The sequence below is a fragment of the Micrococcus sp. Alg238-R198 genome (assembly GCF_900537135.1).
Classification (GTDB): Bacteria; Actinomycetota; Actinomycetes; order Actinomycetales; family Micrococcaceae; genus Micrococcus; species Micrococcus luteus.
The window spans coordinates 190,773-203,701 of sequence record NZ_UNRH01000004.1 but is presented as its reverse complement, the minus strand read 5'-3'; the positions used below and the strand labels follow the sequence as shown (position 1 = coordinate 203,701).

At 73.0% G+C, this 12,929-nt stretch carries 10 protein-coding genes, 1 tRNA gene and 1 other RNA gene; 7 read left to right on the top strand and 5 right to left on the bottom strand.

Features of this window, described 5'->3' with window-relative positions; all coding sequences use genetic code 11:
* Positions 1 to 18: 18 nt before the first annotated feature.
* Complete coding sequence (locus G6R13_RS05950; protein WP_144879293.1) at positions 19 to 801, bottom strand: electron transfer flavoprotein subunit beta/FixA family protein; 783 nt, start codon at positions 799 to 801, stop codon at positions 19 to 21.
* A 179-nt stretch (positions 802 to 980) separates the two neighbouring features.
* On the opposite strand from G6R13_RS05950, the gene G6R13_RS05945 reads away from it, so the two are divergent.
* The 3 genes from G6R13_RS05945 (at position 981) to G6R13_RS05935 (ending at position 4,703) form a co-directional block, all read left to right on the top strand.
* Positions 981 to 1,895: an NUDIX hydrolase gene (locus G6R13_RS05945; protein ID WP_144879296.1), complete on the top strand. Its 915-nt coding sequence runs from the start codon at positions 981 to 983 to the stop codon at positions 1,893 to 1,895.
* Positions 1,896 to 2,079: 184 nt separating this feature from the next.
* Positions 2,080 to 3,498, top strand: coding sequence for an L-serine ammonia-lyase (locus G6R13_RS05940; RefSeq protein ID WP_061867550.1), 1,419 nt, complete (start codon positions 2,080 to 2,082; stop codon positions 3,496 to 3,498).
* Positions 3,499 to 3,605: 107 nt separating this feature from the next.
* Positions 3,606 to 4,703 (top strand): YihY/virulence factor BrkB family protein, encoded by a 1,098-nt coding sequence (locus G6R13_RS05935; protein ID WP_227717929.1) that lies wholly within the window; start codon positions 3,606 to 3,608, stop codon positions 4,701 to 4,703.
* Positions 4,704 to 4,796: 93 nt separating this feature from the next.
* Here G6R13_RS05935 and G6R13_RS05930 read toward each other — a convergent pair whose 3' ends face one another.
* Both G6R13_RS05930 and G6R13_RS05925 read right to left on the bottom strand, forming a co-directional pair.
* Positions 4,797 to 5,777, bottom strand: coding sequence for a thermonuclease family protein (locus tag G6R13_RS05930; RefSeq protein ID WP_061867551.1), 981 nt, complete (start codon positions 5,775 to 5,777; stop codon positions 4,797 to 4,799).
* A 150-nt stretch (positions 5,778 to 5,927) separates the two neighbouring features.
* Complete coding sequence (locus tag G6R13_RS05925) at positions 5,928 to 6,860, bottom strand: TspO/MBR family protein (protein WP_041102773.1); 933 nt, start codon at positions 6,858 to 6,860, stop codon at positions 5,928 to 5,930.
* Between the two features lie 114 nt (positions 6,861 to 6,974).
* Here G6R13_RS05925 and G6R13_RS05920 point away from each other — a divergent pair, with 114 nt between their 5' ends.
* The gene (locus tag G6R13_RS05920; protein ID WP_049146689.1) at positions 6,975 to 7,871 is read left to right on the top strand and encodes a haloacid dehalogenase; all 897 of its coding nucleotides are present in this window, start codon (positions 6,975 to 6,977) and stop codon (positions 7,869 to 7,871) included.
* Positions 7,872 to 8,001: 130 nt separating this feature from the next.
* Complete coding sequence (gene poxB / locus G6R13_RS05915; RefSeq protein ID WP_049146688.1) at positions 8,002 to 9,717, top strand: ubiquinone-dependent pyruvate dehydrogenase; 1,716 nt, start codon at positions 8,002 to 8,004, stop codon at positions 9,715 to 9,717.
* An 87-nt stretch (positions 9,718 to 9,804) separates the two neighbouring features.
* On the opposite strand, the gene G6R13_RS05910 is transcribed toward poxB, so the two are convergent.
* Both G6R13_RS05910 and G6R13_RS05905 read right to left on the bottom strand, forming a co-directional pair.
* Entirely contained in the window at positions 9,805 to 11,367 is a 1,563-nt protein-coding gene (locus G6R13_RS05910; RefSeq protein WP_061867552.1) for an alanine/glycine:cation symporter family protein, read from the bottom strand.
* Positions 11,368 to 11,584: 217 nt separating this feature from the next.
* A tRNA-Ser gene (locus tag G6R13_RS05905) sits at positions 11,585 to 11,670 on the bottom strand.
* Between the two features lie 155 nt (positions 11,671 to 11,825).
* Here G6R13_RS05905 and ffs point away from each other — a divergent pair.
* Both ffs and gluQRS read left to right on the top strand, forming a co-directional pair.
* Positions 11,826 to 11,922, top strand: an RNA gene (gene ffs, locus G6R13_RS05900) — signal recognition particle sRNA small type.
* A 16-nt stretch (positions 11,923 to 11,938) separates the two neighbouring features.
* The gene (gene gluQRS / locus G6R13_RS05895) at positions 11,939 to 12,925 is read left to right on the top strand and encodes a tRNA glutamyl-Q(34) synthetase GluQRS (RefSeq protein WP_061867553.1); all 987 of its coding nucleotides are present in this window, start codon (positions 11,939 to 11,941) and stop codon (positions 12,923 to 12,925) included.
* Positions 12,926 to 12,929 lie beyond the last annotated feature (4 nt).

Genomic DNA, 12,929 nt, shown 5'->3' with positions numbered 1-12,929 from the left:
TCTCCTCCACGTTCGCGCTCACACGAGCCCCCGACCCGCGAGGAACTCCACCAGCCGCTCGGCGGCGGTGCCGTCGTCGGTGATCTTCTCGCCCGCGGCACGCTCGGGACGCGTGTCCGCCGAGACCATCACGGAGCGGTAGGCGGCCTCGGCCGGGCCCGCGGCGATGCCGAGGTCGGCCAGGGACAGCACGGTGAGCGGCTTCTTCTTGGCCGCCATGATGTTCTTGAAGTTCGGGAACCGCGGCTCCGCGGTCTTCTCCGTCAGGCTCGCCACGGCGGGCAGGGCGACGGCGGCGCGCACGTCCGCGTCCGAGGTCGCCACGGTGCCGGTCAGCTCGCCGTCGGCCAGCTCGGGTGCCTCGGCGTGCGGCAGGTAGGGCCGGTCCAGGAGCTCGGCGACCATGGCCGGCACCACGCCGGTGCCACCGTCCGTGGACAGCGTGCCGGCGAGCACGAGGTCGGCGCCCTCCTTCTCGACGGCCGCGGCGATCACGCGGGCCGTCTCCACGGCGTCCGAGCCGACGAGCGCGTCGTCGGTGATCTGCACGGCGGAGTCCGCGCCCATGGCCAGCATCTTGCGCAGGGTCTTCGAGGAGTCCTCGGGGCCCACCGTCAGGGCCACGACCTCGACGTCCGCGCCGGCGTCCCGCCAGCCCAGGGCGACCTCCATGACGCGCTCGCTGATCTCGTCCGGCACGGGCTCGGCCGCGCCGTCGCGCACCACCCAGCCGGTCTCCAGGCTCAGCTCACGCTCCTGCCACGTGTCCGGCACCTGCTTGGCCAGCACCAGGATCTTCACGGCCTCTCCTCCTTGGGTCGCGGTCTCGCCCCGGGGCCTCCGCCCCGAGCACGGTGACTTACGCTACAGACTACGGGTCCGCGCACGTCCGGGCCGCATGACCCCCGCGCGGGAGCGGCCGGGGCCGCCGTCGTCGGCCCGTGCGTCCGGACCATGATCGCCCGAACCGAGGAGGCACCGTGAGCCCCGCCGCCCCGCCCGCCGAGCCGCCGGCCGCCGAGGACCGGCCCCGGGTCCCGGCGGTGCCCGCCTCCTCCCTCGTGCTGGTCCGGCCCGGGGCCGGCGGCGAGATCTCGGTGTTCACCGTCCGCCGCGCCGGGACCATGGCCTTCAGCGCCCACGCCACGGCCTTCCCCGGCGGCCGCGTGGACCCCGCGGACGACCTGCCGGACCGGCTGTGGGAGGGCACGGATCTGGCCGACTGGGGCCGGCGCCTGGGGCTGCCGCGCGAACCCGTGGACGCCCACGGCACCCTCACGGAGCTCGACCCCGCCGAGGGCGCCGGCCGCGTGCTGGCCGCCGCCGTCCGCGAGACGTTCGAGGAGACCGGAGTGCTCCTGGCCCGGGACGCCGTCACCGGCACCCCCGTGGACCCGGCCCGGGTGGCCGCGTTCCCCGACGAGCTGCGCGACGCCGTCGAGCGCCACGAGGTGGACTTCGGGGAGCTGCTCGACCGCGAGGGGCTGCGCCCCGACGCCGGCGCGCTCGTGCCGTGGTCCCGGTGGATCACCCCGCACGGGGGCCCGCGCCGCTACGACACGTTCTTCTTCGCCGTCCACCTGCCGCAGGGCCAGTCCCCCGAGCGGATGTCCTCCGAGGCGGCCAGCCACGGCTGGGCGTCCCCCGCCGAGCTGCTGCGCCGCTTCCGGGCCGGCAAGGTCAACCTGATGGCCCCCACGTGGTGGCAGCTGCGCACCCTGGTCGACGCCGGCGAGGACATCCACGCGGGCCGCTCCCGGTTCGAGCCCCTCGAGGGGGTCATGCTCGTGGCCGGGCAGGGGCCCGTGTTCCCCCACGCGGACGAGTATCTGCGTGACCTGACGGCGTTCCGTGCGGCCGCGCAGGTGGAGGAGTCCAAGGACAACATCCTCTGAGCGCTCCCGTCTCCGGTCCGTGCGGTGGGCGACGGGCCGGAGAGCAGCGCGGACCACGAGCCGCGACCCCATGGCCTGCCGGGCCCCGTGCCCCTAGTCTGGTCTGCACCGGATCACCCGGCTCCGCGCGTCCGGCCCCCACCCCCGGCCACCGCGCGTCCCGCTCGCACCCTAGGAGCACTGCATGGCGCTCAGCGTCCTCGACCTGTTCTCGATCGGCATCGGCCCGTCCTCGTCCCACACCGTGGGACCCATGCGCGCCGCCCGCCGCTTCACGGACAGCATGGGCCAGCACGGCGTCCTCGAGCGCACGGCCCGCGTGCACGCCGAGCTGTTCGGCTCGCTGGCGGCCACCGGAGTGGGCCACGGCTCGGACACCGCGGTGCTGCTCGGCCTGGCCGGCCAGGACCCCGAGACCATCGACCCGGACGCCTGCACCGGGCTCGTGGCGGAGATCGTCACGGGCGGTCGGCTGCCCCTGGACGGGCGCCACGAGATCGCCTTCGACCGGCAGGCGGACCTGACGCTGCACATGCGCGAGTCCCTGCCCGGGCATCCGAACGGCATGCGCCTGACCGCCTACGACGACGCCGGCGAACAGCTCCACACCCGCGACTACTACTCGGTGGGCGGCGGCTTCGTGGTCACCTCGGACGAGCTCGAGGCCGAGCTGGACGCCACCAAGGACGTCAACCGCACCGACGACGGCGACACCGGCGAACCGTACCCCTTCTCCACGGGCGCCGAGCTCGCCGCCCGCTGCCGCGAGGCCGGCCTGAGCATCGCGGAGCTCATGCTCGCCAACGAGGCCACCCGCCACGACCTCGACGAGCTGCGCACCCAGCTGCTGGCCATCTGGGCCGTCATGGAGGAATGCGTCCACAACGGCGTGACCCGCACCGAGCCGATCCTGCCCGGCGGACTGCAGGTCCGCCGTCGGGCCCCCGCGCTGCGGGAGCACCTGCTCCAGACCACCGACCGCACCGACCCCATGTGGGCCATGGAGTGGGTCAACCTCTTCGCGCTCGCGGTGAACGAGGAGAACGCCTCGGGCGGGCGCATCGTCACCGCGCCCACGAACGGCGCCGCGGGCATCATCCCGGCCGTCATGCTCTACTACATGCGCTTCGTGCTCCCCGAGGGCGCCACGCAGCAGGAGCGGGACGACAAGGTGGTCGAGTTCCTGCTCACCGCGGCGGCGATCGGCATCCTGTACAAGCGCAACGCCTCCATCTCCGGCGCCGAGGTCGGCTGCCAGGGCGAGGTCGGCTCGGCCTGCTCCATGGCGGCGGGCGCCCTGTGCGCCGTGCTCGGCGGCACCGTGGACCAGGTGGAGAACGCGGCCGAGATCGGGATCGAGCACAACCTCGGGCTGACGTGCGACCCCGTGGGCGGCCTCGTCCAGGTGCCGTGCATCGAACGCAACGCGATCGCGTCGGTGAAGGCCATCAACGCGGCCCGGCTGGCGCTGCTGGGGGACGGCTCGCACCGGGTGACCCTGGACCAGGCCATCACGACCATGCGCGACACCGGCGCGGACATGAAGTCCAAGTACAAGGAGACCTCGCGCGGCGGCCTGGCCGTGAACGTCATCGAGTGCTGATCGCCCGGGTCCGCGGCCCAGCGCCGCTCCGGTCGGGACGGACGGGGCACCCGTCCGCTACCGTGGGGCCCGACCCGCACCCTGCCCCCGAGCGCGAGAGGACCGACGTGGCCATTCATCCTGTGGACGCGACCCTGGAGGCCGCGAAGATCGATCCCGACCAGCGTGCCGAGAGGCTCAAGGGCGTGAAGCTCGACGGCGCCGGCTGGAAGTACGCGCTCACACGCGCGCTCAAGGAGTTCGGCAACGACGGCGGCACCGACCTGGCCGCGAAGCTCACCTACTACCTGGTGCTCTCGCTGGCTCCTTCCCTGCTGGCCGTGTTCTCCATCCTGTCCCTCGTGCTCGCCTCCAACCGCGGGGCCATCGACGATCTGCTGGGGGAGCTGACCGGCCTGGTCCCGAGCGACTACCAGCCGCTCGTCACGAACCTGGTGACCACCATGAGCGACTCGGCCGGCTCAGGCGGCGGGATCATCGCCCTCATCATCGGCATCGCGACCGCCCTGTGGTCCGCCTCCGCGTACGTGAAGGCGTTCAACCGCTCGGCCAACACGGTGTACGGCTACGAGGAGGGCCGCGGCCTGGTGAAGCTGACGCTGACCAACCTGCTCACCACGCTCATCCTGATCGTGGGCATCGTGGTCGTGCTGCTCTCGCTGGCGCTGAACCGCTCGCTCGTGGACGGCTTCCTCCAGCCGATCGCCGGGCCGCTCGGCATGACCGGCGTGGTGAACTTCCTCTCGGACACGTTCCTGCCGGTGTGGGCGTGGGCGAAGTGGCCTGTCGTCGTCGTGATCCTGCTGGTGCTGATCGCGACCCTGTACTACACCACCCCGAACGTCCAGAAGCCGCGCTTCCACCTCTTCGGCCCCGGCAACATCGTGGCGCTGGTGGGCATGGTGCTGGCCGCGGTGGCCCTGTCCGTGTACTTCACGCAGTTCGCCGGCTACTCGGCGTACGGTGCGATCGGCACGGTCATGGCGCTGCTGTTCGCCCTGTGGATCTTCAACATCGTGCTGCTGCTCGGCCTGGAGGTCGACGCCGAGGTGGAGCGTGCCCGCCAGCTCGAGGCCGGCCTGCCCGCCGAGGCTCGGGTGCAGCTGCCCCCGAAGGACGTGGCCGGGGTGGAGAAGCGCGCCGAGAAGCAGACGGCCGTGGAGGAGCGCGGCTACGAACTGCGGGCGGTCCACGAGGGCCGCTGACCGCGCCCGGCGCGGCGCCGAGCGCACGTTCCGCACCGACAACGACGGCCGCTCACCTGGCGAGGTGGGCGGCCGTCGTCGTGCGCGGGGCCCTCAGCGCCGGGCCGCGCGGTAGCCGCCCGCCTGCGCCGCGGAGGCGGAGGCGTAGCAGTGGCGCGCGTTGGTCTTGCCGTAGTGCTGCTGACCGGGCATGTGGTAGATGCCCGAGTTGTCGTTGGCCTTGACCGGGTGGGAGTCCGGGCACACGGAGTCGGCTCCGCTCACCGGCCCCGCGTCGCCGGCCGCGGGGGCCGCCTCCGGGGCGGGGGCCGGGGCCGCCTCCGGGATGGGCTCGGCCGCGGTGCCGCACTCCCCGGAGAACCTGCCGACGCCGTTCGCCCGGGCCTCCTCCCACGCCGCCTCGACCTCGGGCAGGAAACGGTCGTTGCCGTCGAAGACCGCCGGCTCGCCGTAGCCCAGGCGGGCCATCTCGGCGTTGAGCAGGACGCCGTCGGCGTACACGCCGGCGAGGAGGCGGTCGTAGCGGTCGTAGAGCCGGCGATCGTACCGCAGCACCACCGTGTCGCCGGGGCTGATCATCGACTTCAGCGCCGCCGTCGCCTCCGGTCCCATGCACTCGACCGGCTTCGAGGGGTGGTGGGTCTCGGGGGTGTCGATGTTGAGCAGGCGCACCCGCGTGGACACCTCGCCGAGGGTCACGCGGAGCGTGTCGCCGTCCGAGATCGACTCGACCGTGACCACGTCTCCCTCGACGTCGGCCGGGGCGGCGGGCGCCGCCGGCTCGGCACTGCGGGAGCCCTCAGCGGCACGCGACTCGGCGGCCCCGCTCGAGGACGACGCTGCGGCGCGCGAGCTCTGCGCGGCGGAGGAGGCGGCCAGCGACGACGCAGCGGCACGGCTCGTCGCAGCCGCGTCGACGGAGGGGGTGGGCGTCGTCGGCATCGTGCTGACCGACGCGGAGGTGTCGGCATCGCTCGCCGGGGTGACGCCGTCGTCGGTGGCGGTGCAGCCGGTGAGCAGGAGCAGGGACAGTGCGGCCGCGGGGAGCGCCGCGCGCAGACGGGCAAGGGGCACGAGGATCCTGGAGGGGAAGGGACGGGGACATGACGAAGGCCCCGCCGTGAGGCGGGGCCTTCGGATCACCACATCATCGCATGTGGGAGGCACAGGTGTTGCCGCACGTCACGACAGCATCGGTCCCCGTTCCGTCAATGACGACGGGGGTCAGCGACGGCCGTCGATGGGGTCGCCGCCGCCGTCGAGTGCGTCGAGGACGAGGTCGCGGGCCTCGCCCGTCGCGGACCGGCGGGAGAGCAGCAGCGCGGCCAGCCAGCACAGCAGGACGATCGCCGCGCCGCCCCACGCCAGGAGGGCGAGGCTGCCCGAGAGCAGCCCCGTGCCGTCCGCGCGGCCGACGCCGATCCACACCAGACCCCACGCGAGCGCGAACGCCGGAGCCGGGCGGCCGCCGTTGTACACGGCCGTGAACGCGCCGATCAGCACGGCCACCACGAGCATCACCTTCGCCCAGAGGGACGACTGCCCCGGATCGCCGACGACGCCGGTCGAGGCCAGCCACGCGGCCAGGTTCGCCACGGCGGCGATCGAGACCCAGCCCAGATGCAGGCCCTGCACCCCGTCCAGGAGGATCCGCTCCCCCCAGCTGTGCGCGCGGACGGATTCGAGGAGCACCAGGATCCACGCCAGGCACGTCAGCAGCAGCGCGATCACCACGACGCTCAGCCCCAGCAGCCCGGCCTGCACCGTCCAGATCCACGCGGCGTTGAGCAGCACCGAGACCAGGATCCACGGTCGCAGGCGGTCGTGACGGGCGGACTGGGCCGAGGCGAGGAACTGCCACACGGCGTACGCCAGCAGCCCCGCGTAGATCACGGACCAGATGCCGAACGCGGGGGTCGCCGGGGAGACCCAGGTGGCGTCCGGGCCGAGCCAGCCGCCCGCGGCCTCGGCCACGGGGGTCAGGCCGCCGACGACGCCGGAGCCCAGGAACGCGGCCACGACCGCGAGGATCACGACCACGAGCATGGCCACCCGGCCGCCCGTCGAGGACAGCCCCGTCCCCGAGCTGGGGACGCGCGCCGCGGCGTCGGGGCCGAAGGGGCTGCGGGACGGGCCGAGGTCGGTGGCGGTGCTCATGGGTGCTCCCGTGGGGTGATCGTCGGGGGTGTGCCCCGGGCGGGGCGGGTCTCAGGGTCAGCGTAGCCGCCGGGCCCATCGCGGGCACGGGCCACCGCGGCCTAGGGTGGGGGCATGCGCACTTCCTCCCCGATAGGACTCCTGCTGGACGTGGACGCCCCCGTGGCCTCCACCGAGACCCGGACCGTGCCGGAGGGGATCATCGACGTGCTCGTCCGCCTCGCGAGGCGCGGGGTGCCGGTCGGCTTCAACACGGGCCGCTCCACGGACTTCCTCCTGCACAACCTGATCGCCCCGCTGCGCGACGCGGGCCTCCCGGACGACGCTCCCTTCCACGCGATCTGCGAGAAGGGCGCCGTGTGGTTCCCGTTCTCCGCGGTGCCCTCCGGGGACCTGCCCGACGTCACCGTGGACGGCACCGCCCCGGACTGGCTCCGCACCGACCCGGACATGGCCATCGACGCGGACACCCGTGACGCGATCTGGGCCCTCAACGATGAGCGCGCCGGGGACCTGCAGTTCACCGACCGCACCAAGCTGGCCATGGTCTCCCTCGAGAAGACGGTCGGCGCGGACCAGACGGAGTACGAGCGGGTGCGCGACGACGTCGCCGCGGGCGTCGAGGATCTGCTCGCCGAGCGCGGACTCGCCGAGGAGGTGCGCGTGGCCCCCTCGGTGATCTCGGTGGACGTCGAGCACCGCTCCTCCGGCAAGGACCTGGGCGTCGAGCGCTGCTTCGACCTGCTGGCGGAGGCGGGCACCCCGGTGCCCGAACGCTGGCTCACCGCGGGCGACTCGCGCAGCGACTACGCCATGGCCGACCGGCTGCACGAGCGCGGACTCGCCGTGGAGCACATGGACGTGCGGCCCGCCGACGGCGTCCCCGAGAAGCCCTACGGCGTGGTGACGGCGGCGATCCTCGCCGAACGCGGCATCGGCGACGCCGACGACGTCCACGAGCGGGCGGGCGAGTCCCTGCTGCGCTGGGTGGAGCGCGACCTGCTGCGCTGACCAGGCCGGACGCCCCCTCTGCGGACGGCCGACCCTCCCCGGGCCTGGACCTCGACCCCTAGCGTGGAAGGGAATGCCGCGCCCCTGCCGAACCGGCCCGGGCGCCTCCCGACCAGAGAGAGGTTCCACCGTGGCCACCGTCGCCCAGAACATCGTCGAGACCCTCCACGCCTCGGGCGTGCGCCGCATGTACGGCGTGCCCGGGGACTCCCTCAACGGGCTGACCGAGGCCCTGCGCTCCCACGGCGGCATCCAGTGGGTGCACACCCGGCACGAGGAGACCGCGGCCTTCGCCGCCTCCGCCGAGTCCCAGCTCACGGACGAGCTCGCGGTCTGCGTGGGCTCGTGCGGTCCGGGCAACCTCCACCTGATCAATGGCCTGTTCGACGCGCAGCGCTCCCGCACCCCGGTGCTCGCGATCGCCGCGCACATCCCGTCGGAGGAGATCGGCTCGGGCTACTTCCAGGAGACCCACCCGCAGGACCTGTTCCGCGAGTGCTCCGTCTACGTGGAGCACGTCTCCTCGGCGGACCAGATGCCCCGTATGCTGCGCACCGCGATGCGGGCCGCCGTCGAGCAGCGGGGCGTGGCCGTGCTCGTGATCCCGGGCGACGTGGCCCTCACCGAGCTCTCCGCGAAGCCCGAGGTGATCCGTCACACGCCGTCCCGCGTCATCCCGGCCGACTCCGTGCTGCGCGAGGCCGCCGAGGCCCTGGACTCGTCCAAGCGGATCACCATCCTGGCCGGCGCGGGTGCGGCCGGCGCCCACGACGAGGTCGTGGCCCTGGCGGAGCGCCTGCAGGCCCCGATCGTCCACGCGCTGCGCGGCAAGGACCGGATCGAGTACGACAACCCGTATGACGTCGGCTTGACCGGCCTGCTCGGCTTCGCCTCCGGCTACCACGCGCTCAAGGAGGCCGAGACGCTGCTGATCCTCGGCTCCTCCCTGCCGTACCGGCAGTTCTACCCCGAGGACGCCACGGTCATCCAGGTGGACGTGCGCGGCGAGCAGATCGGCCGACGGGTGGCCGTGGACGTGCCGCTCGTGGGCGGCGTGAAGGAGACGGCCCAGGCCCTGCTGCCGCTGCTACGCGGGAACTCGTCGTCGGCGTTCCTGGACAAGGCGCTCAAGCACTACGCCAAGACCCGCAAGGACCTCGACCAGCTGGCCACCCCGGGCCGTGGACGCGTGCACCCGCAGTATGTGGCCCGCCTCCTCGACGAGCTGGCCGACGACGACGTGGTGTTCCTGCCCGACGTCGGCTCCCCGGTGGTCTGGGCCTCCCGGTACCTGACGATGAACGGGCGCCGCCGGATCATCGGCTCCCTGTCCCACGGCTCCATGGCCAACGCGGTTACCCAGGCGGTCGGCGCCCAGGCGGTCGACCCCACCCGCCAGGTGGTGGCGATGGCCGGCGACGGCGGGCTGGCCATGATGCTCGGCGAGCTGATGTCGTTCGTGCAGAACGGCCTGCCCGTGAAGACGCTCGTGTTCGACAACGACTCGCTGAACTTCGTGGAGCTCGAGATGATGGCCGCCGGGTTCGTCCCCTACGGGACGAGCCTGGAGAACCCGGACTTCGCGGCGATCGCGGAGGCGATCGGCATCAAGGGCTTCCGCGCGGACCACACGACGGACCTGCCCGCGGTGATGCGCGAGTTCCTCGCCCACGACGGGCCGGCGCTGCTGGTGGTCAAGACCGAGCGTCAGGAGCTGACGATCCCGCCGAGCATCGAGTTCGAGCAAGCCAAGGGCTTCGCGCTCTACGCCATGCGCACCGTCCTGGACGGCAAGGGCACCAAGCTGCTCGACCTCGCGAAGGCGAACCTGCGCCAGCTCTTCTGACCTGCCGCGCACGACGACGGCCCGGACGCTGGCGGCGTCCGGGCCGTCGTCGTGGTGGGGCGGGGAGAGCCCAGCCCCGCCGGTAGGTCAGGCGCGGTGGGCGCCGCCCTCGGCGACGATCGGGTGCTCGGCCGTGCCGGCGACGCCCTGGGTGATCAGGCCGTCGGCGCGGTGCTCCCAGAAGTCCGCGTTGCGGATGCCGAGCGGGCGCGGGTCGAACTGCGGGTCGAGACCCTGGCGCTTCTGTGCGCGGTAGTCCTTGAGGGCCTTGAGGGCCGGGCCCTGCAGCACCAGGATGCCGAGGATGTTCAGCCAGGCCATGGAGCCCACGCCGATGTCGCCGAGGCCCCAGGCCGCACCCGTGGTGGCGACGGCGCCGTAGGCCACCGACACGAGGATCAGGGCCTGCAGGAAGCGCAGCGCGACGCGGCGGACCATGCCGTTGCGCAGGTTGCGCGTGAGAAACACGATGTTGACCTCGGCCATGTAGTAGTACGCCACGATCGTGGTGAAGGCGAAGAACGCCAGCGCCACGGCCACGAACGTGGGGCCGAAGCCGGAGAACATGGCGTCGAAGCCGGTCTGGACGAAGGCCGGGCCCTCGGAGGCCGTCGGCGAGACGATGCCCTCGAACAGCAGGCCGGAGCCGGACCCGTCCGAGTACACCCGGTAGGCGCCCGTGGAGATGATGATGAACGCGGTGGCCGAGCAGACGAAGAGCGTGTCGATGTACACGGCGAACGCCTGCACGAAGCCCTGCTTGGCTGGGTGCGAGACCTCGGCGGCCGCGGCGGCGTGCGGGCCCGTGCCCTGGCCGGCCTCGTTGGAGTAGACGCCGCGCTTCACGCCCCACTGGATGGCGAGGCCGAGGATCGCGCCGAACACGGCGTGCACGCCGAACGCGCTGGCGAAGATGGAGCCGAAGACCTCGGGGATCTGGTCGAAGTTCAGGAACAGCACGATCAGCGCGAGGATGATGTACAGCACGGCCATCACGGGCACCACGTAGACGGCGAACGTCGCGATGCGCTTCACGCCGCCCAGGACGATGAAGGCCAGCAGGATGACCATGGCCAGGGCCACGACCCAGGCGGGCACGGCCCACGCCTCGCCCACGGCCGCGGCCACGCCGTTGGCCTGCACGCCCGGCAGGAAGTAGCTGGTGGCGAAGACGGTGACGACGGCGAACAGGATCGCGTACGCCTTGAAGGCGGGGGCGGCGGCCGTGTGCTTGTAGGCCTTCTCGAAGTAGTACGCCGGGCCGCCGCGGTACTCGCCGGTGTCCGGGTCGCGCTCCTTGTAGATCTGGCCGAGCGTGGACTCGATGAAGGATGTGGCGGCGCCGAGCAGGGCCATGACCCACATCCAGAACACGGCGCCGGGGCCGCCGAACGCGATGGCCGTGGCGACGCCGCCGATGTTGCCCATGCCGACGCGGCCGGCGAGCGACATCATGAGGGACTGGAGGGACGAGGTGCCGTCCGCGGAGTCCTGGCCCTCGCGGAGCTGCTTCACCATGTCCGGGATGTTCACGAACTGCAGGAACAGGGTCCGGATGGTGAAGTAGAGGCCGACGATCAGGCAGAGCCAGATCAGGGCCGGGGACCAGATGACGTCGTTCACGGCGGTGATGAGATCTGCGAAGGACATGGGGTCTCCAGATCGGGGTGGGGATGGCCGGTGCGGTGCGAGCTCCGAGCGGCGGCCGCCGGCGGTCCCGGACGACTGGGGAGAAGGATACGCGCAAATGTGACCCGCGTCTCGCATCCAGCGTGGCGGATCGGGAGTCCGGGCGCGCGGCCCGCGACGACAGCGGCCCCGGACATGCGAAAAGCCCCGGAACCACTGGGGTCCCGGGGCTTGCCCGCGGAGGATGGGGGATTTGAACCCCCGAGGGCTGTTAACCCAACACGCGTTCCAGGCGTGCGCCATAGGCCGCTAGGCGAATCCTCCTTGGTGCGCCCCCATGCGGCGGACCGCGCGAGGGCAGGTTCCATCATAACCAGATCGTCCTGGGCCGCGCCAATCCTCCGCGGGAGGCGCGAGCTCGGCCCGAGCCTCCCCGCGGCCCGAATCGCCGCGCCCGCCGCCACCCTGCTAGACTCTTCGACGGCCCCTCACGTGGTGTCATCTCGCTGAACTCCCCCAGGACCGGAAGGTAGCAAGGGTAGGTGGGCTCTGGCAGGTGCGTGAGGGGTCTTCACTTTCCCCAGGAGATCCCATGCCCGCCGGACGCTACGCCCCCTCCCCCACGGGAAGCCTGCACCTGGGCAACCTGCGCACCGCGCTCGTCGCGTGGCTCGCGGCGCGCGCCACGGACCGTGCCTTCCTGCTGCGGGTCGAGGACCTGGACCGCGTCCGCTCCGGGGCCGAGGCTGACCAGCGGGCGGACCTGGCCGCCGTCGGGCTGGACTGGGACGCCGAGCCGGTGCGCCAGTCCGAGCGCACCGCCCTGTACGACGCCGCCGTGGCCGCCCTGCGCGCCGCGCACGGCACGGACGCGGTCTACGAGTGCTTCTGCTCCCGCAAGGACATCGCCGAGGCGACGTCGGCCCCGCACCCGAGGCCCGACGACGGTGCCCCCGCCTCCGGCGGCACCGTGCCGCTGCGTCCGCCCGGCTTCTATCCGGGCACCTGCCGCGGCCTGACCGAGGCCGAGCGGGCCGAGCGACGGCGGGTGCGCCCCGCCGCCCTGCGGATCGATGCGGCGAAGGTCGCGGGCCTGCCGGCGGGCGAGACCCCGCGCGCCACCGCCGTGGACGTGCTGCACGGCGAGGTCACGGGCCTGGTCGACGACCTGGTGCTGCGCCGGAACGACGGGGCGTACGCGTACAACCTGGCCGTCGTCGTGGACGACCTGGCGCAGGGCGTGGACCAGGTGGTCCGCGGCGACGACCTGCTCGACTCGGCCCCGCGCCAGCGCTGGCTGGCCGAGGCGCTGTGCGCCGCGCGCGGGGAGCCGACGCCCGCGGTGGAGTACCTGCACGTGCCGCTCGTGCTGAACGCGGAGGGGCGGCGGCTGGCCAAGCGGGACGGCGCCGTGACCCTCGAGGACCTCTCCGCGCAGGACCCGGCGTGGACCCCCGAGCGGGTGCGGGACCGGCTGCTGGAGTCCCTCGGCCTGCCCGCGGGACCGCTGGCGGCCGCCGTGCCCGCGTTCGACCCGGCCGCCCTGCCGCGTGATCCGTGGGTGTTCACCGGGCTCTGAGCGG

Excerpts from the sequence above, each read along its gene's own strand:
- G6R13_RS05940 (WP_061867550.1), top strand. The coding sequence starts at position 2,080 with ATGGCGCTCAGCGTCCTCGACCTGTTCTCGATCGGCATCGGCCCGTCC.
- G6R13_RS05925 (WP_041102773.1), bottom strand. The coding sequence starts at position 6,860 with ATGAGCACCGCCACCGACCTCGGCCCGTCCCGCAGCCCCTTCGGCCCC.
- G6R13_RS05920 (WP_049146689.1), top strand. The coding sequence starts at position 6,975 with ATGCGCACTTCCTCCCCGATAGGACTCCTGCTGGACGTGGACGCCCCC.
- G6R13_RS05910 (WP_061867552.1), bottom strand. The coding sequence starts at position 11,367 with ATGTCCTTCGCAGATCTCATCACCGCCGTGAACGACGTCATCTGGTCC.
- gluQRS (WP_061867553.1), top strand. The coding sequence starts at position 11,939 with ATGCCCGCCGGACGCTACGCCCCCTCCCCCACGGGAAGCCTGCACCTG.